General features: G+C 69.0%; 17 protein-coding genes, 1 tRNA gene and 4 pseudogenes. 18 read left to right on the forward strand and 4 right to left on the reverse strand.

Annotated features, from left to right (window positions below; all coding sequences use genetic code 11):
* Positions 1-113 precede the first annotated feature (113 nt).
* The 11 genes and pseudogenes from HK415_RS00400 (at position 114) to HK415_RS00450 (ending at position 11,479) form a co-directional block, all read left to right on the forward strand.
* Complete coding sequence (locus tag HK415_RS00400; protein WP_171556365.1) at positions 114-320, forward strand: twin-arginine translocation signal domain-containing protein; 207 nt, start codon at positions 114-116, stop codon at positions 318-320.
* A 16-nt stretch (positions 321-336) separates the two neighbouring features.
* Positions 337-3,302 (forward strand): annotated as a pseudogene (locus HK415_RS00405) (formate dehydrogenase subunit alpha).
* A gap of 10 nt (positions 3,303-3,312) precedes the next feature.
* Positions 3,313-3,931 (forward strand): annotated as a pseudogene (gene fdh3B / locus HK415_RS00410) (formate dehydrogenase FDH3 subunit beta).
* A complete protein-coding gene (locus HK415_RS00415; protein ID WP_171556366.1) occupies positions 3,928-4,161 on the forward strand; it encodes a hypothetical protein in 234 nt (77 codons plus the stop codon). The pseudogene fdh3B and the gene HK415_RS00415 overlap by 4 nt, the downstream one beginning before the upstream one ends.
* Entirely contained in the window at positions 4,145-5,392 is a 1,248-nt protein-coding gene (locus HK415_RS00420) for a formate dehydrogenase subunit gamma (RefSeq protein WP_171556367.1), read from the forward strand. Before HK415_RS00415 ends, HK415_RS00420 begins: the two co-directional genes overlap by 17 nt.
* A gap of 20 nt (positions 5,393-5,412) precedes the next feature.
* A complete protein-coding gene (locus HK415_RS00425; RefSeq protein ID WP_171556368.1) occupies positions 5,413-5,949 on the forward strand; it encodes a hypothetical protein in 537 nt (178 codons plus the stop codon).
* Positions 5,950-6,010: 61 nt separating this feature from the next.
* Complete coding sequence (locus HK415_RS00430; protein WP_171556369.1) at positions 6,011-6,865, forward strand: formate dehydrogenase accessory sulfurtransferase FdhD; 855 nt, start codon at positions 6,011-6,013, stop codon at positions 6,863-6,865.
* Positions 6,862-9,384, forward strand: a complete 2,523-nt coding sequence (locus HK415_RS00435) for an ABC transporter permease (RefSeq protein WP_171556370.1) — start codon at positions 6,862-6,864, stop codon at positions 9,382-9,384. Before HK415_RS00430 ends, HK415_RS00435 begins: the two co-directional genes overlap by 4 nt.
* Positions 9,385-9,406: 22 nt before the next feature.
* Positions 9,407-9,810 (forward strand): annotated as a pseudogene (locus HK415_RS00440) (group II truncated hemoglobin).
* 62 nt (positions 9,811-9,872) lie between these two features.
* Positions 9,873-10,460 (forward strand): LemA family protein, encoded by a 588-nt coding sequence (locus HK415_RS00445; protein WP_171556371.1) that lies wholly within the window; start codon positions 9,873-9,875, stop codon positions 10,458-10,460.
* 200 nt (positions 10,461-10,660) lie between these two features.
* Complete coding sequence (locus HK415_RS00450) at positions 10,661-11,479, forward strand: M48 family metalloprotease (protein WP_309246526.1); 819 nt, start codon at positions 10,661-10,663, stop codon at positions 11,477-11,479.
* Here the strand turns inward: HK415_RS00450 and HK415_RS00455 are convergent.
* Both HK415_RS00455 and radC read right to left on the reverse strand, forming a co-directional pair.
* Entirely contained in the window at positions 11,466-12,101 is a 636-nt protein-coding gene (locus HK415_RS00455) for a Smr/MutS family protein (RefSeq protein WP_373684517.1), read from the reverse strand. The genes HK415_RS00450 and HK415_RS00455 overlap by 14 nt on opposite strands.
* Positions 12,098-12,775, reverse strand: a complete 678-nt coding sequence (gene radC / locus HK415_RS00460; protein ID WP_171556372.1) for a RadC family protein — start codon at positions 12,773-12,775, stop codon at positions 12,098-12,100. Before radC ends, HK415_RS00455 begins: the two co-directional genes overlap by 4 nt.
* Positions 12,776-12,829: 54 nt before the next feature.
* Between radC and HK415_RS00465 the strand changes: the two genes are divergently transcribed.
* From HK415_RS00465 to HK415_RS00475, 3 genes are read left to right on the forward strand one after another with little or no spacing between them, the layout of a single operon-like run.
* The gene (locus HK415_RS00465; protein WP_171556373.1) at positions 12,830-13,306 is read left to right on the forward strand and encodes an FKBP-type peptidyl-prolyl cis-trans isomerase; all 477 of its coding nucleotides are present in this window, start codon (positions 12,830-12,832) and stop codon (positions 13,304-13,306) included.
* Positions 13,306-14,244 carry a 4-hydroxy-3-methylbut-2-enyl diphosphate reductase gene (ispH, locus tag HK415_RS00470; protein WP_171556374.1) on the forward strand — a complete coding sequence of 313 codons (939 nt, stop codon included), beginning with the start codon at positions 13,306-13,308 and terminating at the stop codon, positions 14,242-14,244. Before HK415_RS00465 ends, ispH begins: the two co-directional genes overlap by 1 nt.
* A complete protein-coding gene (locus tag HK415_RS00475; protein WP_171556375.1) occupies positions 14,241-15,182 on the forward strand; it encodes a threonine/serine dehydratase in 942 nt (313 codons plus the stop codon). The genes ispH and HK415_RS00475 overlap by 4 nt, the downstream gene beginning before the upstream one ends.
* Before the next feature lies 1 nt (position 15,183).
* On the opposite strand, the gene HK415_RS00480 is transcribed toward HK415_RS00475, so the two are convergent.
* Positions 15,184-15,600, reverse strand: a complete 417-nt coding sequence (locus HK415_RS00480; protein ID WP_253261705.1) for a VOC family protein — start codon at positions 15,598-15,600, stop codon at positions 15,184-15,186.
* A gap of 58 nt (positions 15,601-15,658) precedes the next feature.
* On the opposite strand from HK415_RS00480, the pseudogene serS reads away from it, so the two are divergent.
* From serS to HK415_RS00495, 3 genes and pseudogenes are all read left to right on the forward strand, one after another.
* Positions 15,659-16,968 (forward strand): annotated as a pseudogene (gene serS, locus HK415_RS00485) (serine--tRNA ligase).
* Between the two features lie 142 nt (positions 16,969-17,110).
* Positions 17,111-17,920, forward strand: coding sequence for a beta/gamma crystallin-related protein (locus HK415_RS00490; protein ID WP_253261706.1), 810 nt, complete (start codon positions 17,111-17,113; stop codon positions 17,918-17,920).
* A 64-nt stretch (positions 17,921-17,984) separates the two neighbouring features.
* A tRNA-Ser gene (locus HK415_RS00495) sits at positions 17,985-18,074 on the forward strand.
* A gap of 116 nt (positions 18,075-18,190) precedes the next feature.
* Here the strand turns inward: HK415_RS00495 and HK415_RS00500 are convergent.
* Positions 18,191-18,643: an Ohr family peroxiredoxin gene (locus HK415_RS00500; protein ID WP_171556376.1), complete on the reverse strand. Its 453-nt coding sequence runs from the start codon at positions 18,641-18,643 to the stop codon at positions 18,191-18,193.
* Positions 18,644-18,951: 308 nt separating this feature from the next.
* Between HK415_RS00500 and HK415_RS00505 the strand changes: the two genes are divergently transcribed.
* Positions 18,952-19,770: an alpha/beta hydrolase gene (locus HK415_RS00505; RefSeq protein ID WP_171556377.1), complete on the forward strand. Its 819-nt coding sequence runs from the start codon at positions 18,952-18,954 to the stop codon at positions 19,768-19,770.

The raw sequence follows: 19,770 nt of genomic DNA on the forward strand, positions 1-19,770 counted from the left end.
TTCGCGTTTTCCCTGACGCTCCCCAGCCTCTTTTTGCATGCAAACGATTGCCGTTCAGAATGGGCTCTACTACAGTATGAAAGGTAGTTCATAAGAGCTTCAGGAGACTGCACATGTCCGAAGGCCAATCCAAGCCCTCCCGCCGGGGCTTCATGCTGGGAGCAGCCGTTGCCGGCGCGGCAACCGCCGCCGTCGTCACGCTTCCCCAGACCTCCACCCCCGAGGCCCCCGTGGCCGAGAAGCCGCCCGTGCCGGAAAAGGGCGGCGGCTATCACGTGTCCGAACACGTGAAGCAGTACTACAAGTCCACGCTCGTCTAACCCGCTGGAGAAATCCATGTTGCTCACGAAGAAGTCGGGGGCCGCACAGGCCAGCCCGCGCTCGCCGTTCGTCCACAGCCTCCAGCGCGGCCTGTCGTCGGCGCTCCCCACGATGGACCGGCGCGCGTTCCTGCGCCGCTCCGGCCTCGGTGTCGGCGTCGGCATCGCGGCCTCGTCCCTCACCCTGGTCAAGAAGGCCCGCGCCGCCGAAGGCAAGGCCGCGGTGGGCGACGGCCGCATCGAGGTCAAGCGCACGGTCTGCACCCACTGCTCGGTGGGCTGCGCGATCGACGCGGTGGTGGAAAACGGCGTGTGGGTGCGCCAGGAGCCGGTGTTCGACTCGCCGATCAACCTCGGCGCGCACTGCGCCAAGGGCGCGGCGATCCGCGAGCACGGCCACGGCGAGTTCCGCCTGCGCTATCCGATGAAGCTGGTGAACGGCAAGTACCAGCGCATCAGCTGGGACCAGGCCTACGACGAGATCGCCGCCCGCCTGCAGGACCTGCGCAAGGCCAGCGGCCCCGAGTCCGTGTTCTGGATCGGCTCGTCGAAGCACTCGAACGAGCAGGCCTACCTGATGCGCAAGTTCGTCAGCCTCTGGGGCAGCAACAACTGCGACCACCAGGCCCGCATCTGCCACTCCACCACCGTCGCCGGCGTGGCGAACACGTGGGGCTACGGGGCGATGACGAACTCGTACAACGACATGCAGAACAGCAAGGCTGCGCTGTACATCGGTTCGAACGCCGCCGAGGCGCACCCCGTCTCCATGCTGCACATGCTGCACGCCAAGGAGACCGGCACCAAGATGATCGTGTGCGACCCGCGCTTCACGCGCACGGCCGCCAAGGCGGACCAGTACATCCGCTTCCGCTCCGGCGGCGACATCCCGCTGCTGTTCGGCATCCTGTACCACATCTTCAAGAACGGCTGGGAAGACAAGAAGTACATCGCCGACCGCGTCTACGGCATGGACAAGGTCCGCGAGGACGTGCTGGCCAAGTGGACGCCGGACAAGGTGTTCGAGGCCTGCGGCGTGCCCGAGGCCGAGGTGTTCAAGGCCGCCGAGACCATGGCCAAGAACCGCCCCTCCACCATCGTGTGGTGCATGGGCCAGACGCAGCACACCATCGGCAACGCGATGGTCCGCGCCTCCTGCATCGTGCAGCTGGCGCTGGGCAACATCGGCGTGTCCGGCGGCGGCGCCAACATCTTCCGCGGCCACGACAACGTGCAGGGCGCCACCGACATCGGCCCCAACCCCGACTCGCTGCCCGGCTACTACGGCCTGGCCGAAGGCTCCTGGCGCCACTTCGCCAAGGTCTGGGGCGTGGACTACGACTGGATCAAGGGCCGCTACGAGAACGCCGGCATGATGACCAAGCCGGGCATCACGGTGTCGCGCTGGATCGACGGCGTGCTCGAGAAGAACGAGAACATCGACCAGACGCCCAACCTGCGCGGCGTCTTCTACTGGGGCCACGCGCCCAACTCGCAAAGCCGCGGCCTGGAAATGAAGAAGGCCATGGACAAGCTGGACCTGCTGGTCGTGGTCGACCCGTATCCGTCGGCGACCGCCGCCATGGCCGCGATGCCCGGCGACCCGGCCGACCTGAACCCGAACCGCGCGGTGTACCTGCTGCCGGCGGCCACCCAGTTCGAGACCAGCGGCTCCGCCACGGCATCCAACCGCTCGATCCAGTGGCGCGAGAAGGTGATCGACCCGTTGTGGGAAAGCCGCAGCGACCACATGATCATGCACCAGCTGGCCACAAGCTGGGCTTCGGCACCGAGCTGTCGAAGAACTTCAAGATGCAGAAGGTCAAGGGCATGGACGAGCCCCTGCCGGAAGACATCCTGCGCGAGGTGAACAAGTCGGTCTGGACCATCGGCTACACCGGCCAGAGCCCGGAACGCCTGAAGGCGCACATGAAGAACATGGCGGCCTTCGACGTGAAGACGCTCAAGGCCAAGGCCGGCGTCAAGGACAAGGAAACCGGCTACGACCTCACCGGCGACTACTTCGGCCTGCCGTGGCCCTGCTTCGGCACCCCGGAGCTCAAGCACCCCGGCTCGCCCAACCTGTACGACACCAGCAAGCACGTCATGGACGGCGGCGGCAACTTCCGCGCGAACTTCGGCGTGGAGAAGGAAGGCGTCAACCTGCTGGCCGAGGACGGTTCGCACTCGCTGGGTTCGGAGATCACCACCGGCTACCCCGAGGTGGACCACGTGTTCATCAAGAAGCTGGGCTGGTGGGGCGAGCTCACGCCCACCGAGCAGGCCGCGGCCGAAGGCAAGAACTGGAAGACCGACTCGTCGGGCGGCATGATCCGCGTGGCGATGAAGAACCACGGCATCCACCCCTTCGGCAACGCGAAGGCGCGCGCGGTGGTGTGGAACTTCCCGGACCCGGTGCCGCAGCACCGCGAGCCGATCTACAGCACGCGGCCGGACCTGGTGGCCAAGTACCCGTCGCACGACGACAAGAAGGCCTTCTGGCGCCTGCCCACGCTGTACAAGACGCTGCAGCAGAAGAACGTGCAGGACAAGGTGCACGAGAAGTACCCGCTGATCCTCAGCTCCGGCCGGCTGGTCGAGTACGAGGGCGGCGGCGAGGAGACGCGCTCCAACCCCTGGCTGGCCGAACTGCAGCAGGAAGCCTTCGTCGAGATCAACCCGCAGGCCGCCGCGGCGCGGAGCATCAAGAACGGCGACCGCGTCTGGCTGTCCACGCCCACCGGCGCGCGGCTGAACGTGCAGGCGCTGGTGACCGAACGGGTCGGCCCGGACACCTGCTGGATGCCCTTCCACTTCTCGGGCCGCTGGCAGGGCGCGGACATGCTGGCGCACTACCCGAACGGGGCGGCGCCGGTGGTCCGCGGCGAGGCGGTGAACACCGCCACGACCTACGGCTATGACAGCGTCACCATGATGCAAGAGACCAAGACAACCATCTGCAACGTCGAGAAGGCCGCTTGAGGAGATCACGATGGCACGAATGAAATTCATCTGTGACTCCGAGCGTTGCATCGAATGCAACAGCTGCGTCACCGCCTGCAAGAACGAACACGAGGTGCCCTGGGGCGTGAACCGCCGCCGCGTGGTCACCCTCAACGACGGCGTGCCGGGCGAGAAGTCGATCTCGGTGGCCTGCATGCACTGCTCCGACGCTCCCTGCATGGCCGTCTGCCCGACCAACACCTTCTACCGCACGGAAGAAGGCGTGGTGCTGCACGACAAGGACACCTGCATCGGCTGCGGCTACTGCAGCTACGCCTGCCCCTTCGGCGCCCCGCAGTTCCCCGCGGCCGGCACCTTCGGCGTGCGCGGCAAGATGGACAAGTGCACCTTCTGCGCCGGCGGCCCCGAGGCCAACGGCTCGCAGGCCGAGTTCGAGAAGTACGGCCGCAACCGCCTGGCCGAGGGCAAGCTGCCCGCCTGCGCGGAGATGTGCTCGACCAAGGCGCTGCTCGGCGGCGACGGCGACGTGGTGGCGGACATCTTCCGCAACCGCGTCCTCAAGCGCGGCAAGGGCGCCGAAGAAGTGGGGCTGGGGCACCGCCTACGGCTCCAAGCAGGCCGGCCAACCGCAAGGAGCCAAGTCGTGAGAAGCACCTTCATCCTGTCGGTGGCGGCCGCGGCGCTTGCGCTCACGGCCTGCGCCGAGCGCGAACAGACCGGCGGCAGCATCAAGAGCGACGTCGCGCCCTACGCGGGCACCACCAAGCAGCCGCCCTTCATGGCGGTGGGCTGGAAGCCGGGCGACCGCAATGCCTGGGAATCGCAGATGAAGGTGCGCACGGTCAATGGGCAAAACGAATATGTCAAGGTTCCTTGAACTCGTCGCCGCGGGGGCGCTGAGCTTCGCGCTCGGCGGCGCCGCGCTCGCCCAGTCCACCCCGGCCGCTCCCGCGGGCGGCGGCTCCACGGCCACCGCCCCGGCGCGCCAGGTGCCGGACGATCCGGTGCCCGGCCAGGGCGCCGGCGGCATCCAGGGCCAGAACATCTTCGACGTGAAGCCGGAGGTCAAGCGCGACGCGTCCTCCGAACCAGGCTACATGGAGCAGAACAACGGCCAGCGCAACCGCGTGCAGCCCGGCAACAACGCGCCCATGTGGCGCGGCGTGCAGGGCGGCGTGGAAGGCTATACCAGCCTGCCCAAGTACCAGGATCCGGAAGCGGGCGTCCTGATCCAGGGGCCGGTGGCGTATCCCGGCTCGCGCTACGTGAGCGCAGGCCAGGCCTGGCGCGAAGTGCGCAACAACTGGATCATCCCCTACGGCGGCTCGCTGGTCCTGATCGTGCTGCTGGCGCTCGCGCTGCACTACTTCGCCATGGGCCCGATCGGCCAGCACCACCCGGACACCGGCCGCAAGATCGAGCGCTTCACGCCCTTCGAGCGCGCCAGCCACTGGGCGAACGCGATCGCCTTCGTGATCCTGGGCGTTTCCGGGATCGTGATGGCCTTCGGCAAGTTCTTCCTGCTCCCGGTGATGGGCCAGACGCTGTTCGGCTACTTCACCTACATCCTGAAGAACCTGCACAACTTCGCCGGGCCGCTGTTCGCCGTGTCGCTGGTCATCATGATCGTCGGCTATGCGCGCGAGAACCTGCCGCAGCGCGGCGACATGGGATGGCTGCTGCGCTTCGGCGGCTTCTTCGGCGGCAAGCACGGCGAGGAGCCTCCTTCCAACCGGTACAACGCGGGCGAGAAGCTCATGTTCTGGGGCGGCGTGCTCTTCCTGGGCCTGATCGTGGTCGCCTCCGGCCTGTACCTCGACAAGCTGCTTCCCGGCATGAACTACGAGCGCCAGCCCATGCAGGTGGCGCACATGGTGCACGCCGTGTCGACGGTGCTGATGGTCGCGATGTTCATGGGCCACATCTATCTCGGCACGCTGGGCATGCGCGGGGCCTACAGCGCCATGCGCACCGGCTACGTCGACGAGGAATGGGCAAAGGAGCACCACCGCTACTGGTACGAGGACATCAAGGCCGGCAGGATTCCCGCGCAGCGCAGCAAGCCGCTGACCATCGTGGACGACACGCAGACCGTGCGGACCGTCTGAGGACAGGAGAGGACAGGACCATGAAAAGACTGATGCTCACCGCCGTGGCGCTCGCCGTCTCGGGTGCCGCGCTGGCCAAGCTGCCGCCGCCGGTGCTCGACGAGGCCGCCAAGGCCAAGGCGGCCGAAGCCGCCGCCAAGACCGCCTGGCAGGGCAAGCTGGACGCGTTCCAGCTGTGCAAGGCGCAGGACCGCGCCGTCAGCGCCTACAAGAGGGTGGCGGCCACGCGCCCGGCCGCGTCCGCCACCGCGGGTGCGCCGGCAGCGGCGGCTGCCACAGCCACCACTACCGCGGCAGCGCCTGCAGCCGCCGCGGCCAAGCCCGTGCCGACCCCTGCCAGCGCGTCCCAGGGTGGCAGCACCCCGGTGGCAGCCGCTGCACCGCCGCTGACGCCCTGCGCCGACCCGGGCCCCTTCGCCTACGCGCCGCCGGAGCAGAAGCCGCTGGAAGCCTCCGGCGCGCACTCGCCGGCCGCCAACGCGACCAGCCCGCCGAGCGTGCGTCCCAACGCCGCCGAGATGACGCCCAGCAAGCCCAGCGTCGCGACCAAGAAGTAAGGCTCCGCACGCATGAAGGCCAGCCGACCGGCTGGCCTTTTCTTTTGCTGTAGCTTCCGGCATGTCCCGCCCCGTCCTCACCACCGCCCGCGCGCCGCTGACCCGCAGCGTGCAGGTCGTCAACGAGCACGGCGAGACCGAGTCCATCTCGATTCCCGCCGAGCGCTCGCTCACCGTTTACGTGGACAAGCGCGAGCTCGTGACACTGATGACGCTCGGTGCCCATCCCGAATGGCTGGTGCTGGGCTACCTGCGCAACCAGCGGCTGGTCGAATCGCCGGCGGCGGTGGAGTCGGTCACCGTGGACTGGGAGGTGGGCGCCGCAGCGGTGAAGACCATCGACGGCATCGACCGCATCGAGGAGCGCACCGCACACCGCGTGGTCACCACCGGCTGCGGCCAGGGCACGGTGTTCGGGCAGCTGATGGAGGACGTGGAGAGCGTGGCGTTGCCGGACGCGCGCCTCACGCAGGCCCAGCTGTACGGCATCGTCAACGCGATCCGGCTGCAGGAAAGCACGTACAAGTCCGCCGGTTCGGTGCACGGCTGCGCGCTGTTCCGCGGCGAGCAGATGCTGCTGTTCGTCGAGGACGTCGGCCGCCACAACGCGATCGACACCATCGCCGGCTGGATGTGGCTGCACGGGCAGGAGCATGCGAGTGCGACGCCGCGGGAGCCGCTGGTGTTCTACACGACCGGCCGGCTGACCAGCGAGATGGTGATCAAGTCCGCGCAGATGGGCGTGGCCATCGTGGTCTCGCGCAGCGGCACCACGCAGATGGGTTTCGAGATCGCCGAGCGCCTGGGCCTGTGCACCATCGGCCGCGCCACCAACCGCCACTTCATCTGCTACACCGGCAAGGACAGGCTGCAGCTGCAGACCGAACTCGCCGGCGCGAGGCCCCGCACCGCATGATCCGCAGCTCCGCGATGTCCCTGGGATGGCGAACCCTCCTGCGCGACCTGCGCGCGGGGGAACTGCGCCTGCTGATCGTGGCCGTGACGCTGGCGGTTGCCGCGCTCACCGCCGTCGGCTTCTTCGCCGACCGCCTCAAGGGCGGCCTGGCGCGCGATGCGCGCCAGCTCCTGGGCGGCGATGCGGTCGTCGTGAGCGATACGCCGACGCCGGAGTCGTTCGCGGCACGCGCCAAGGCGCTGGGACTCGAGAGCGTCGCCACGCTGGCCTTCCCGTCGATGGCGCGCGCACCCGATGCGCAGGGCGGTGCCAGCCGTCTGGTCGCGCTGAAGGCGGTGCAGCTGGGCTATCCCCTGCGCGGCAACCTGCACGTCGCGCCCGACCCCGAAGCGAAGGGAGCGAAGACGCGCGAGGTCCCGCGGCGCGGCGAGGCGTGGGTCGACGCCGCGGTGCTGGAGTCGCTGGGCCTGAAGATGGGCGATCCCCTGCTGCTGGGCGACGCGCAGCTGCGGGTGGTGCGCGTGATCACGCTGGAGCCCGATCGCGGCAGCGGCTTCCTCAACTTCGTGCCGCGCGTGATGATCCACGTGGACGACCTGCCGGTGACGAAGCTCGTGCAGCCGGCCAGCCGCATCGGCTGGCGGCTCGCGGTGGCGGGCGCGGACCGCGACGTCGCGCGCTTCACCGAATGGGCGCTGGCGGAGGCGAAGCGGCCGGAGGTGCGCGGCGTGCGCATCGAGTCGCTCGATGGCGGCCGCCCCGAGATGCGGCAGACGCTGGACCGCGCGGAGAAGTTCCTGAACCTGGTGGCGTTGCTGGCGGCGTTGCTCAGCGCGGTGGCGGTGGCGCTGGCCGCGCGCGGCTTCGCCAGCCGACACCTCGACGACTGCGCGATGCTGCGCGTGCTGGGGCAGAGCCAGCGCACCATCGCCTGGAGCTACACCTTCGAGTTCGCGGTGATCGGCGTGGCGGCCAGCCTGCTGGGCGTGGCGATCGGCTTCTCGGTGCACTTCGTCTTCATCGCGCTGCTGGGCGGGCTGGTCGAGACTTCGCTGCCGGCGCCCGGCGCGTGGCCGCTGGCCTTCGGCATGGGCATGGGGCTCACGCTGCTGTTCGCCTTCGGGCTGCCGCCGGTGCTGCAACTGGCGCAGGTGCCGCCGCTGCGCGTGATCCGACGCGACGTGGGCAACCTCAAGCCCGCCTCGCTGCTGGTGCTGGGCATCGGCGTCACCGGCTTCGCGGCGCTGCTGCTGGCCGCGAGCAGCGACCTGAAGCTCGGTGGCATCGCCGTGGGCGGCTTCGCCGGCGCCGTGCTGGTGTTCGCCGGCCTCAGCTGGGTGGCCGTGAAGCTGTTGCGGCGCGTGGTGAACGAGGCGACGGCGCCGCGCTGGCTGGTGCTGGCCACGCGCCAGATCAGCGCGCGACCCGCCTACACCGTGGTGCAGACCAGCGCGCTGGCCGTGGGCATGCTGGCCCTGGTGCTGCTGGTCTTGCTGCGCACCGACCTGATCGCGAGCTGGCGGCAGGCCACGCCGCCCGACGCGCCCAACCGCTTCGTGATCAACGTGCTGCCGGAACAGAGCCAGGCCTTCGTGCAGAACCTGCGCGCCAACGGCGTGCAGCGCATGGACTGGTTCCCCATGTTCCGCGGGCGTCTCGTCGCGGTGAACGGCCGCGCCGTCACGCCGGACGACTTCGTGGAGGACCGCGCGCGCCGCCTGGTCGATCGCGAGTTCAACCTGTCCTTCTCCGCTCAGCAGCCGCAGCACAACCAGCTGGTCGCGGGCCGCTGGCAGCCGGAGGAGCAGGGCGCCGTGAGCGTGGAAGAGGGCATCGCCACCACGCTGGGGCTGAAGCTGGGCGACACCCTGCGCTTCGACATCGCCGGCACCGCGAGCGAAGCGAAGATCACCTCGCTGCGCAAGGTGGACTGGGGCTCGATGCGCGCGAACTTCTTCGTGATGTACCCGGTGAGCGAGCTGCCCGAGATGCCGGTCACCTACATGGGCGCCTTCCGCGCGCCCGAGAAGCGCGGCTTCGACAACGCGCTGGTGCGCGCCTTCCCCAACGTGACCAACGTGGACATGTCCGCCACCATCGCGCAGGTGCAGGGAGTGCTGGACAAGGTGATCCGCGCGGTGGAGTTCCTGTTCGGGTTCACGCTCGCGGCCGGCCTCGTGGTGCTGTTCGCCGCGGTCAGCGCGACACGCGAGGAGCGCGCGCGCGAGTTCGCGATCATGCGGGCCGTGGGTGCGCGCAGCAGCCTGCTGCGGCAGGTGCAGCGCGCGGAACTGGTCGGCGTCGGCCTGCTCGCGGGCTTCCTGGCCAGCATCGTCGCCGGCGTGGTGGGCTGGGCCCTGGCGAAGTACGCCTTCGGCTTCACCTGGACCGCCTCGCCTTTCGTGCCGCTGGTCGGCGCCGCCGCGGGCGCGGTGCTGGCCCTGGCCGCGGGCTGGTGGGGCCTGCGCGAGGTGCTGGCGCGCCCGGTCGTGGAAACCTTGCGCAGGGCGGCCGAATAGCATCGCTGGGACAATCGCCACGATGCAAAGCGACGACAAACCGTCATACGACACTCCCTTCGAATGGATAGGCGGCGAAGAAAAGGTGAAGGCGCTGGTTGAGCGCTTTACGACCTGATGGACCTGGAGCCGCGGTACGCGGCCCTGCGCGCCGCGCACGGGACCGAGCTGGCCCGGGCGCGCGAGAACCTGTTCTGGTTCCTGTGCGGCTGGTTGGGAGGTCCGCAGTACTACACGGACCGTTTCGGGCACCCGCGGTTGCGGATGCGCCACATGCCATTCAGGATAGGCGTGGTCGAGCGGGACCAGTGGCTGGCGTGCATGGACCAGGCGATGGGAGAGGTGGAAATCCCCGCGGAACTGCGTGCCCGCCTGCGCGATTCCTTCTTCCAGACCGCTGATTTCATGAGGAATACGCACGGTTGAGCTTGCTGCGCCCCGGCCCTATGATGGGCCCACAAAACGGGATGAGGGGGCTTGGAGTGGAGATGGCAACCTGGATCGTGCTCGTGGCCACCGTGGCGGTGGTCTTGTGGATCATGGCGGTGTTCAACACGCTGGTGCAGCGGCGCAACCGCATCGCCAACGCGTACGCACAGATCGACGTGCAGTTGAAGCGGCGCTATGACCTGATTCCCAACCTCGTCGAAGTGGCCAGGCGCTACCTCGCGCATGAAGCGGCGACGCTGGAAGCCGTGACGCGCGCCCGGGGCGCGGCGGTGACGGCGGCCGCGGCCGCGCGCGTGCGGCCCACCGATGCGGCCACCGTGAACCTGCTGGCCGCCGCGGAACAGGAGCTCGGAGGCAGCATGGGCCGCCTGATGGCGCTCGCCGAGGCCTACCCCGAACTCAAGGCGGACGCCACCATGCGTTCGCTGAGCGAGGAACTCACCTCCACCGAGAACCGCATCGGCTTCGCCCGCCAGGCCTACAACGACGAAGTGCTCGCCTACAACGATTCCGCGTCGCAGTTCCCGGCCCTGATCGCCGCGCGCCTGTTCGGCTTCGAGCTGGCCGCGATGCTGCAGTCCACCCAGAGCGCGCAGGAACGCGAGGCGCCCCGCCTCGCCTTCTGAAGCGGCGCGCGATGCGCTTCTTCGAGCACCAGGGACGCCGCCCGCGGCGAGACCCTGAGGCTCCTGTTCCTGTTCGCGCTGGCCGTGGCGGCCACCGTCCTGGGCGTGCACTTGGCGCTGGCGCTGTGCTGGTGGCTGCTGCAGCTGCTGTCCCCGGTGCCGCTGGACTTCCCCGGCTGTTCTTCAGCGTCAACATCGGCGTGACCTTGCTGCTGGTCCTGGGCGGCTGGTGGATCGAGACCTCCAACCTGCAGGCCGCCGGCGGCGCCGAACGGCTGGCGCGGCGCGTCGGCGCCCGGGAGGCGCGCCCCGGCACCTCGCATGCGGAGCAACGCCTGTGCAACATCGTCGACGAGGTCTGCATCGCCGCGCACATGCCGCGCCCGATGGTGATGGTGATGCCGCGCCACCAGGCGATCAACGCCTTCGCGGCCGGCTGGGACGAGAACGACGCGGTGGTGGCGGTCACGCAGGGCGCGCTGGAGCTGCTCACGCGCGACGAGCTGCAGGGCATGGTGGCCCACGAATGCAGCCACCTGCATGAAGGCGACACGCGCATGAACATGCAGCTGGCCGGCATGGTGTCGGGCCTCGAGCTGGTGTGGGGCTTCGGCGAGGCGGTGCGCGAGCGCGGCGGGCTGGCCATGCTGTTCGGGACCGCGATCATGGCGATCGGCTCGGCGGGCTGGTATGCGGGCCGCGCGCTGCAGGCCTCGGTGTCGCGCCAGCGCGAGTTCCTGGCCGACGCGCGCGCCGTGCAGTGGACGCGCAACCGCGAAGGCCTGGGCGGGGTGCTGCGCAAGGCGATGACGCAAAGGGCCGAGGCCGACCAGATGCCGTCCGATCCGCCCTGGCCGCCTTCGGTGCAGCACCTGCTGCTGCTCGGGCGCCTGGCCGAGCGGGGCGGCTGGTTCGACGCGCACCCGCCGCTGCCGCTGCGCGTGCAGCGCCTCTATGGCCGTCCCATGCCCGCCCTGCCGCTGGACCGCGCGCCGCCCGTGCCGGTCACGTGGGCTTGAGCAGCACGACCACCGCGCCCGCACCGCCCTCGTCGCCGCGCGCCTGCACGAAGGCCAGCACCTCGTCCTTCTGCACCAGCCAGCTGTGCACCTTGCCCTTGAGCACCGGGGTCTTGCCCGGCGAGCCAAGGCCCTTGCCGTGCACCACGCGCACGCAGCGCACGCCCTGGCGCATCGCCTCGCGCAGGAAGGCGGCCAGCGCCTCGCGCGCGTCGTCGGTGCGCAGGCCGTGCAGGTCGATCTCCGACTGGATGGTCCATTCGCCGCGGCGCAGCTTGCGCGCGACGTCGATGCCCACGCCCGGGCGCCGGAAGCTGAGGGCGTCGTCCACCTCCAGCAGCGTCGAGGCATCGAACTCGTCGCTGATCGCTTCCTTCAGCACCCGCTGGTCGTCGAGCTGGCGCTGCGCGGGAATGGGCGCGACCGGGTCGGGGGCGTGGTGCACGCGGCCGTGTTCGCGCAGCCGCTCCACCTTGCCGGCGGCGCGCTGGAACAGGTCGCGCTCGGCCTCGCTGCGCTTGTGCGCCTCGGCGCGCCGCACGGCCTCCTCGCGCGCGAGCCGTTCGCGCTCGGCGAGGTGCTTCTTCATGGCCTGCAGGTCCTGCAGCGACTTCGATTTCACAAGAGGCCTTTCTCGGCCATCGACAGGGCCTGCCCCGGCGCGACGATGACGTGATCGAGCACGCGCACGTCCACCAGGGCGAGCGCCGCCTTGAGGGTCTGGGTGAGGGCTTCGTCCGCGCGCGAGGGCTGCACGGTGCCGCTGGGATGGTTGTGGGCCAGCACCACGGCGGCGGAGTGGTGGTGCAGGGCCTTCAAGACGACTTCGCGTGGGTACACGCTGGTCTGAGTCAGGGTGCCGCGGAAGAGTTCTTCCATGGCGATCAGGCGGTTCTGGGCATCGAGGAAGAGCGCCGCGAACACTTCATGCGGGCGGCGGGCCAGGTGCAGCTGCAGGTAATTCTTCACGGCATCGGGCGAGCCGAAGACCTCGCGCGCCTTCAATTGCTCAGCCACCGCGCGGCGCGCCAGTTCCAGCACCGCCAGCAGCTCGGAGCGCTTGGCGGGGCCGCCGAGGCCGTTGACCGTGCGCAATTCGTCGCCGCTGGCGTGCAGCAAGCCGGCCAGGCCGTCGAACCGGGCCAGCACCTCGCCGGCCATCTGGAAGACGCCGCGTCCCCGGGTACCGGTCCGCAACAACAGGGCGAGCAGCTCGGTGTCGCTCAGGGCGGAAGGGCCGCGTGCCAGCAATTTCTCCCGCGGCCGGGCGTCGGCAGGCAGGTCTTTGAGAGCCATCAGGATGCCCCTTCGCCCCGACTTTTAGAATGGAGCCAGTTTATCGGGACTTCCATGGCTTCCACTGCGCTCCGCGTCCAACCTGGCTCTCACCTCACGCTGCACTACCGGCTGGCGGGGCCGGACGGCGACATCATCAACACCTTCGACGGCAAGCCCTCGACGATGCCCCTGGGCACCGGCGCGCTGTCCCCCGCGCTCGAGGAGCGGCTGATCGGGCTGGAGGAGGGCGCGCGGGTGAAGTTCGAGATCAACCCCGGCGAAGCCTTCGGCGACCGCAATCCCGAGATGATGCAGTGGGTGCCGCGCAAGCTCCTCGTCCAGGTTGGGGACAGGAACACCGCGTACAAGGTCGGCGACGTGGTGAAGTTCCCCACGCCGGACGGCATGGGCCAGTACGCTGGCTCGGTGCGCGAGCTGGGCGAGGACGAGGACGGCGACGGCCAGGCGGACAGGCTGCTGCTGGACTTCAACCATCCGCTGGCCGGCCAGCCGGTGACCTTCGAAGTGCAAGTGATCGGGGTGATCTGATGGCCGGCATGCCGCAGGAGATCCTGCTCGCCGAACCGCGCGGCTTCTGCGCCGGCGTGGACCGCGCCATCGACATCGTGGAGCGCGCACTCGCCAAGTTCGGCCGGCCGATCTACGTGCGCCACGAGATCGTGCACAACACCTTCGTGGTCAACGACCTCAAGTCCAAGGGCGCGATCTTCATCGAGGACCTGGCCGACGTGCCGCCCGGCGCGACGCTGGTGTTCTCCGCCCACGGCGTGAGCAAGGCGGTGCAGCAGGAAGCGCAGGCGCGCGGCTTCCATGTGTTCGACGCCACCTGCCCGCTGGTGACCAAGGTGCACATCGAGGTGGCCAAGCTCGCCAGGGAAGGCTACGAGTTCATCATGATCGGCCACAAGGGACACCCCGAAGTGGAAGGCACGATGGGCCAGCTCGATCACGGCATCCACCTGGTGGAGGACGTGGCCGACGTCGCCAGGGTGCAGCCAGCGCAGACCGAGCGGCTGGCGATCGTCACGCAGACCACGCTGTCGGTGGACGACGCGGCGGAGATCAAGGAGGCCGTGAAACGGCGCTTCCCGAGCATCCGCGAACCCAAGCAGCAGGACATCTGCTACGCCACGCAGAACCGGCAGGACGCGGTGAAGCTGCTCTCGCCCGCCGTCGACGTGATGATCGTGGTCGGCAGCCCCACCAGCTCCAACAGCAACCGCCTGGCCGAACTCGCGCGCAAGCTCGGCGTGCAGAGCTACATGGTCGACAGCCCGGCCGAACTCAAGGCCGAATGGCTGGCCGGCAAGGAACGCGTGGGCCTCACCGCCGGCGCGTCCGCGCCCGAGCTGCTGGTGCAGGACGTGATCGACCGCATCAAGGCGCTGGGCGCGGTGTCGGTGCGCAAGATGGACGGCATCGTCGAGACGGTGAAGTTCCCGCTGCCCAAGGGGCTGAAGCTTTGACGCAGGCGGACATCGAAGCCGCCGCATCGCGCTTCACCACCGACGGCCGCGCCTTCATCCGCCGCACGCCCCTCTGGAAACTCCCCGGCAGCGCCCTGGGTGTCGCCTGCGCCGAAATCTGGTTGAAGCTCGAACAGTTGCAGGTCGGCGGCAGCTTCAAGGCGCGCGGCATGTACAACCGCCTGCTCGCCAATCCCATTCCCGCCAGCGGCGTGATCGTCGCCTCCGGCGGCAACGCGGGCATCGCCACGGCGGCCGCGGCCCGGGCCCTGGGCGTGAAGTGCGAGGTCTTCGTCCCCACCGTCAGCAGCCCCGCCAAGCAGGCCAAGCTGCGTGAACTGGGCGCCGACGTGGTCGTCACCGGCGCGGTGTACGCCGAGGCCCTGGAGGCCTGCCTGGCACGCCAGCGCGAGACCCATGCACTGCTCACGCACGCCTACGACCAGGAGGAAGTGGTCGCGGGCGCCGGCACGCTGGCCATGGAGATCGAGGAGCAGGGCGGCGAGCCGCCTGACAGCGTGCTGGTGAGCGTGGGCGGCGGTGGCCTGATCGCCGGCATCGCCGCCTGGTTCGGGGACCGCAGCCGCGTGGTCGCGCTCGAGCCGGAACTGGCGCCGACGCTGTTCCGTGCGCGTGCAGCGGGCAAGCCGGTGGACGTGGCCGTGAGCGGCATCGCCGCGGATTCACTGGGCGCCAAGCGCATCGGCGCCATCGCCTGGGAGATCACGCAGCGCCACGTGCCCGAGGCGCTGCTGCTGCCCGACGACGCGATCCGCGCCGCGCAGCTGACGCTCTGGAAGGAGTTCAAGCTGGCGGTGGAGCCGGCCGCGGCGCTCGGGCTCGCGGCACTGCAAAGCGGCGCCTACGTGCCCAAGGCCGACGAGATCGTCGCGCTGGTGCTGTGCGGCGCCAACCTCGATCCCGCCACGCTCGCCTGATTCACTCGCAGCTGACCATCCAGGGCACGCCGAACTTGTCCACCAGCATGCCGAAGTGCCCGCCCCAGAACGGCGGCGCGAACGGCATGGTCACCTTGCCGCCGGCGGCCAGCGCGTCGAACACCTTGCGCGCCCGGTCCACGCCGTCCTTGATCCAGACGGAGACGGCGAAGCCCTTGTAGCCGCCGCCGCCCATGCCGGGCGGGACGTCGCTGGCCATGATCTGCGCGCCGTCGGCGTCCACGGTGCCGTGCATCACCTTCTGCTTCCAGGCGGCGGGAAGCTCCTTGTTGTCCATCGGCGAGCCCTCGTAACGCATCAGCGCCGAGACCTTGCCGCCCAGGCATTGCGCGTAGAAGTTCAGCGCCTCTTCCGCCTTGCCGTCGAAGTTCAGGTAGCAATCGAGTTGCATGGCCATGGGTGTTCTCCTGTGGGGGTGGAACCATCCTAGGCAGGCCGCCGCATAAAATCAGCTCATGCTCGACGTCAACCTGTTACGAAAAGACCTCCCGGCCGTGGTGGCCCGGCTCGAGGCCCGCAAGTCGCCCCAGCCCTTCCTGGACGTCGAGGCCTTCCAGAAGCTGGAGGCCGAGCGCAAGACCATCCAGACCCGGACGGAAGAGCTCCAGGCGCGCCGCAACCAGCTGTCCAAGCAGATCGGCCAGTTGAAGGCCAAGGGCGAATCCGCCGATGCCGTGATGGCCGAGGTCGCGCAGGCCAAGGTGGAACTCGACCAGTCCGCCGCCCGCCTGGAACAGATCCAGCCGGAGATGCAGGCGCTGCTGCTGGCCGTGCCCAACCTGCCGCACGAGAGCGTGCCGAGAGGCAGCGACGAACACGGCAACGTGGAAGTGCGCAAGTGGGGTACGCCGCGCAAGTTCGACTTCGCGGTGAAGGACCACGTCGACATCGGCGAGCCGCTCGGCCTGGACTTCGCCAGCGGCGTGAAACTCAGTGGCGCGCGCTTCACGGTGATGAAGCGGCACGTCGCACGGCTGCACCGCGCGCTCGCGCAGTTCATGCTGGACGTGCAGACGCAGGAGCACGGCTACACCGAGTGCTACACGCCCTACATCGTCAACGAGGCGACGCTGCGCGGCACCGGGCAATTGCCGAAATTCGAAGCCGACCTGTTCGCCGTGAGCAAAGGCGGCCAGGAAGGCCTGGGCGCCGAGGACCAGCAGGCGCTGTACCTCATTCCCACCAGCGAGGTGACGCTGACCAACTTAGTGCGCGACGAGATCGTGCCCGAGTCGCTTTGCCGCTGAAGATGACGGCGCACACGCCCTGCTTCCGCTCGGAAGCGGGCAGCGCCGGGCGCGACACGCGCGGCATGATCCGCCAGCACCAGTTCGACAAGGTGGAGATGGTGCAGGTGGTGCACCCGGAGAAGAGCTACGAGGCGCTGGAGGAGATGACGCGCCACGCCGAGGCCATCCTGCAGAAGCTGGGCCTGCCCTACCGCGTGATGCTGCTGTGCACCGGCGACATGGGCTTCGGCGCCGCCAAGACCTACGACCTGGAGGTGTGGCTGCCGGCGCAGGACACGTACCGCGAGATCAGCTCGGTCTCCAACTGCGAAGCCTTCCAGGCGCGGCGCCTGCAGGCGCGCTTCAAGAACGCGCAGGGCAAGAACGAACTGCTGCACACGCTCAACGGCTCGGGGCTGGCCGTGGGACGGACGCTGGTCGCGGTGCTGGAGAACTACCAGAACGCGGACGGCAGCGTGACCGTGCCGGAGGCATTGCGGCCCTACATCGGCGGCGTCGAGCGCCTCGCGCCCTGAACTTTACGCGCCGATAACCACGGAAGGCGGCAAGCGGACAGTGCTCAGCGGCAGCCGCCTACAAGTCCGTAGGCCGGCCCCTGCCCATCATGCAGCGTCGCGGGTCCCCGACCCGCACAGCCGTATGACAAGGAGCCCGCACATGGCCAAGTTCTTCTTCAAGGCAGCATTCGCCGCCTCCGCCCTGGTCCTCGCCTCGCAGGCGATGGCGCAGATCGTCCTGTACGAACGCGAGGGATTCCGCGGCCGTTCCGTCGTCGCCGATCGCGAGCTGCGCAACGTCGAACGGCGTGCGCTGGGCAACACCGCATCGTCCGCCGTGGTCGAGCGCGGCCGCTGGGAAGTGTGCGAGCAGCCGCGCTTCCAGGGCCGTTGCGCCGTGCTGCGCCGTGGCAACTACCCGGACCTGCGTGCCAGCGGCCTGCAGTGGGAAATCGCCTCGGTGCGCCCGGCCCGCGAAGGCCGCCGCTATGACGCCGAGCCGCAAGCCGCGGTCGGCCAGGACTATGCGTACCGCCGCCGCGCCAGCAGCGAGCGCGTGCAGGAAGCACCGATCCGCGACGTGCGCGCGATCATGGGCACGCCCAGCCAGCGCTGCTGGGTGGAGCGGCAGGCCGTTCCCGCGGCCAATCCCGGCGCCAACCTCGGCGGCGCAGTCGTCGGTGCGATCGTCGGCGGCATCCTCGGCCACCAGGTCGGCGGCGGCAGCGGCCGGGACGCAGCCACGGCGGTGGGCGCGGTCGGCGGCGCGGTGGTCGGCAACCGGGTGGCCGGCGGTACGGGGACGCAGTACGCGACGCAGGACGTGCAGAAGTGCGAAACCGTGCAGGGCACCCCGCAGTACTACGAGGTGACCTACGACTTCCGCGGCGTCCGGCACGTCGCGCAGATGAGCGCGCCGCCCGCGGGCAACACGATCATCGTGAACCAGCGCGGCGAACCGCGGATGTAGTCGGCCGGGGTGGGTGCGGGGCTGGTGTAAAATCGCCGGCTTCGCACCACGCGAACCGAATTCAGGAGCGGTGGCAGAGTGGTCGAATGCGCCGGACTCGAAATCCGGTATACGGTTTACCGTATCGAGGGTTCGAATCCCTCCTGCTCCGCCAGAAGTAGTCCGGGGAGGCCCCCAAGGCCCTCCCGAATCAGCAAGGCCTCGAGCAATCGAGGCCTTCTGTTTTTCAGGCCCCGGAAGGTCGCTGCCTTCCAGCCCCCGTTGACTGCATCACGCGGTGAGTACGTTCAATGCAACGTCGATGTTCCCCCGCGTCGCCTTCGAATACGGGCAGATCTCGTGCGCCCCATGCGCCAGCGCCTCCGCGACTTCCTGCGCCATGCCCGGCAGGCCGATGTTGAGCCGGGCCTGGAGGAAGTAGGCCTTGCCCGCGGTTCCCACATCGACCTCGACGTCGATGGACACGCCGGGCGGCAGCGGGACCTTCTTTTCCTTTGCGACCGCCTCGATGGCGGCGAAATAGCAGGCCGACCAGGCGCCGGCGAACAACTGCTCCGCCGTGGGGTGCGGAGCGACTCCGGGGTACGCGTAGCGTGACTTGTCGTCGCTCGGCGTCGACAGGTCGATGTCCAGGCGGGTCTCGCTGGCGCGTGCACTGCCGTCGCGCTGGCTGGGTCTGGTGTGGGTCTTGCCTGTGAACAGGACGGTCTGGATCTTGGTCATCGGAGCTCCGTGGCTTTGTCGGTTCGGGGGTTCGGCCGGCGGATGCGCGCGGCCCGGAAGCAACTTTCCACCCTTGCCGCGGGAACCTCATCCAACGCAAGACGGGAGCCAGGGCTGGACGGAGGTGAGCCTTGAGGCCGGCGCGTGGCGTCGGTTGCCGAACGCATCTGCCTTTGGAACGCATCTGCCTTTGGTATCGCAGCTACCAACGTGCAATGGACTGGGCGCCCTGCATGTCGTGAACTCGCAGGGTGGCTCGTACTTCACGGGTCAGAAGCAGTTCCCGCAGCAAGCGGGGAGAAGGCAGCATGGTCTACGCAATCTTTTCGGCCTCGATCCTGCTCGCAATGGCCGCCATTTACGCGGGCGCGGTCGGATGGCTTTACTTCCGGCAGGAACGGTTGCTGTTCGAGCCGGACGGCCTGGCGGGCGACGACCCGATCTGCATCGACCGCGACACGCGCGAGTTCTTCATCGACGTGCCCGGCGCGCGCCTGTCCGTCGCGCGCATGACCTTGCCCGATCCGCGCGGCGTCTTCTTCTTCATGCACGGCAACTCGGGCAACCTGAAGAAGTGGTTCGTGGAGCTGGACGCGTTCCGCCGGGCCAACTTCGACGTGGTGATGTTCGACTACCGCGGCTTCGGCAAGAGCACGGGCCGGATCGAGAGCGAGGAGCAGTTGCGCGCCGACGTCGAGGCCGTCTGGAAGCACATCGAGCCGATGTACGCAGGCAGGCGGGTGGTGATCTCCGGTCAGTCGCTCGGCACGGGGCTGGCCGCAGGCCTGGCCGCACGACTCTGCTCCGAGGGGCACGCTCCCGACTTGACGCTGCTCGTTTCGCCCTACAGCAGCATGCGGGCACTGGCTGCCGAACTCTATCCGTGGGTGCCGATGCGGGTGCTGCGCTATCCGCTGCACACGCTGGCCCACGCGGCCAGGTTGCTCGGCCCGGTGATGCTGATCCACGGCGAGAAGGACGAGCTGATCGGCATCCATCACAGCGAGCAATTGCAGAAGGCGATGCGTTCGGCGCAACTGCTGCGGGTGATCGGTGCCGGTCACGGCGATGTGCACCAGTCTCGCGCAGCGCAAGAGGCATTGATGTCGGCTCTCGGTCGCCTCTAG

The sequence above is a fragment of the Ramlibacter montanisoli genome, assembly GCF_013087525.1.
In the GTDB taxonomy this organism is placed as follows: domain Bacteria; phylum Pseudomonadota; class Gammaproteobacteria; order Burkholderiales; family Burkholderiaceae_C; genus Ramlibacter; species Ramlibacter montanisoli.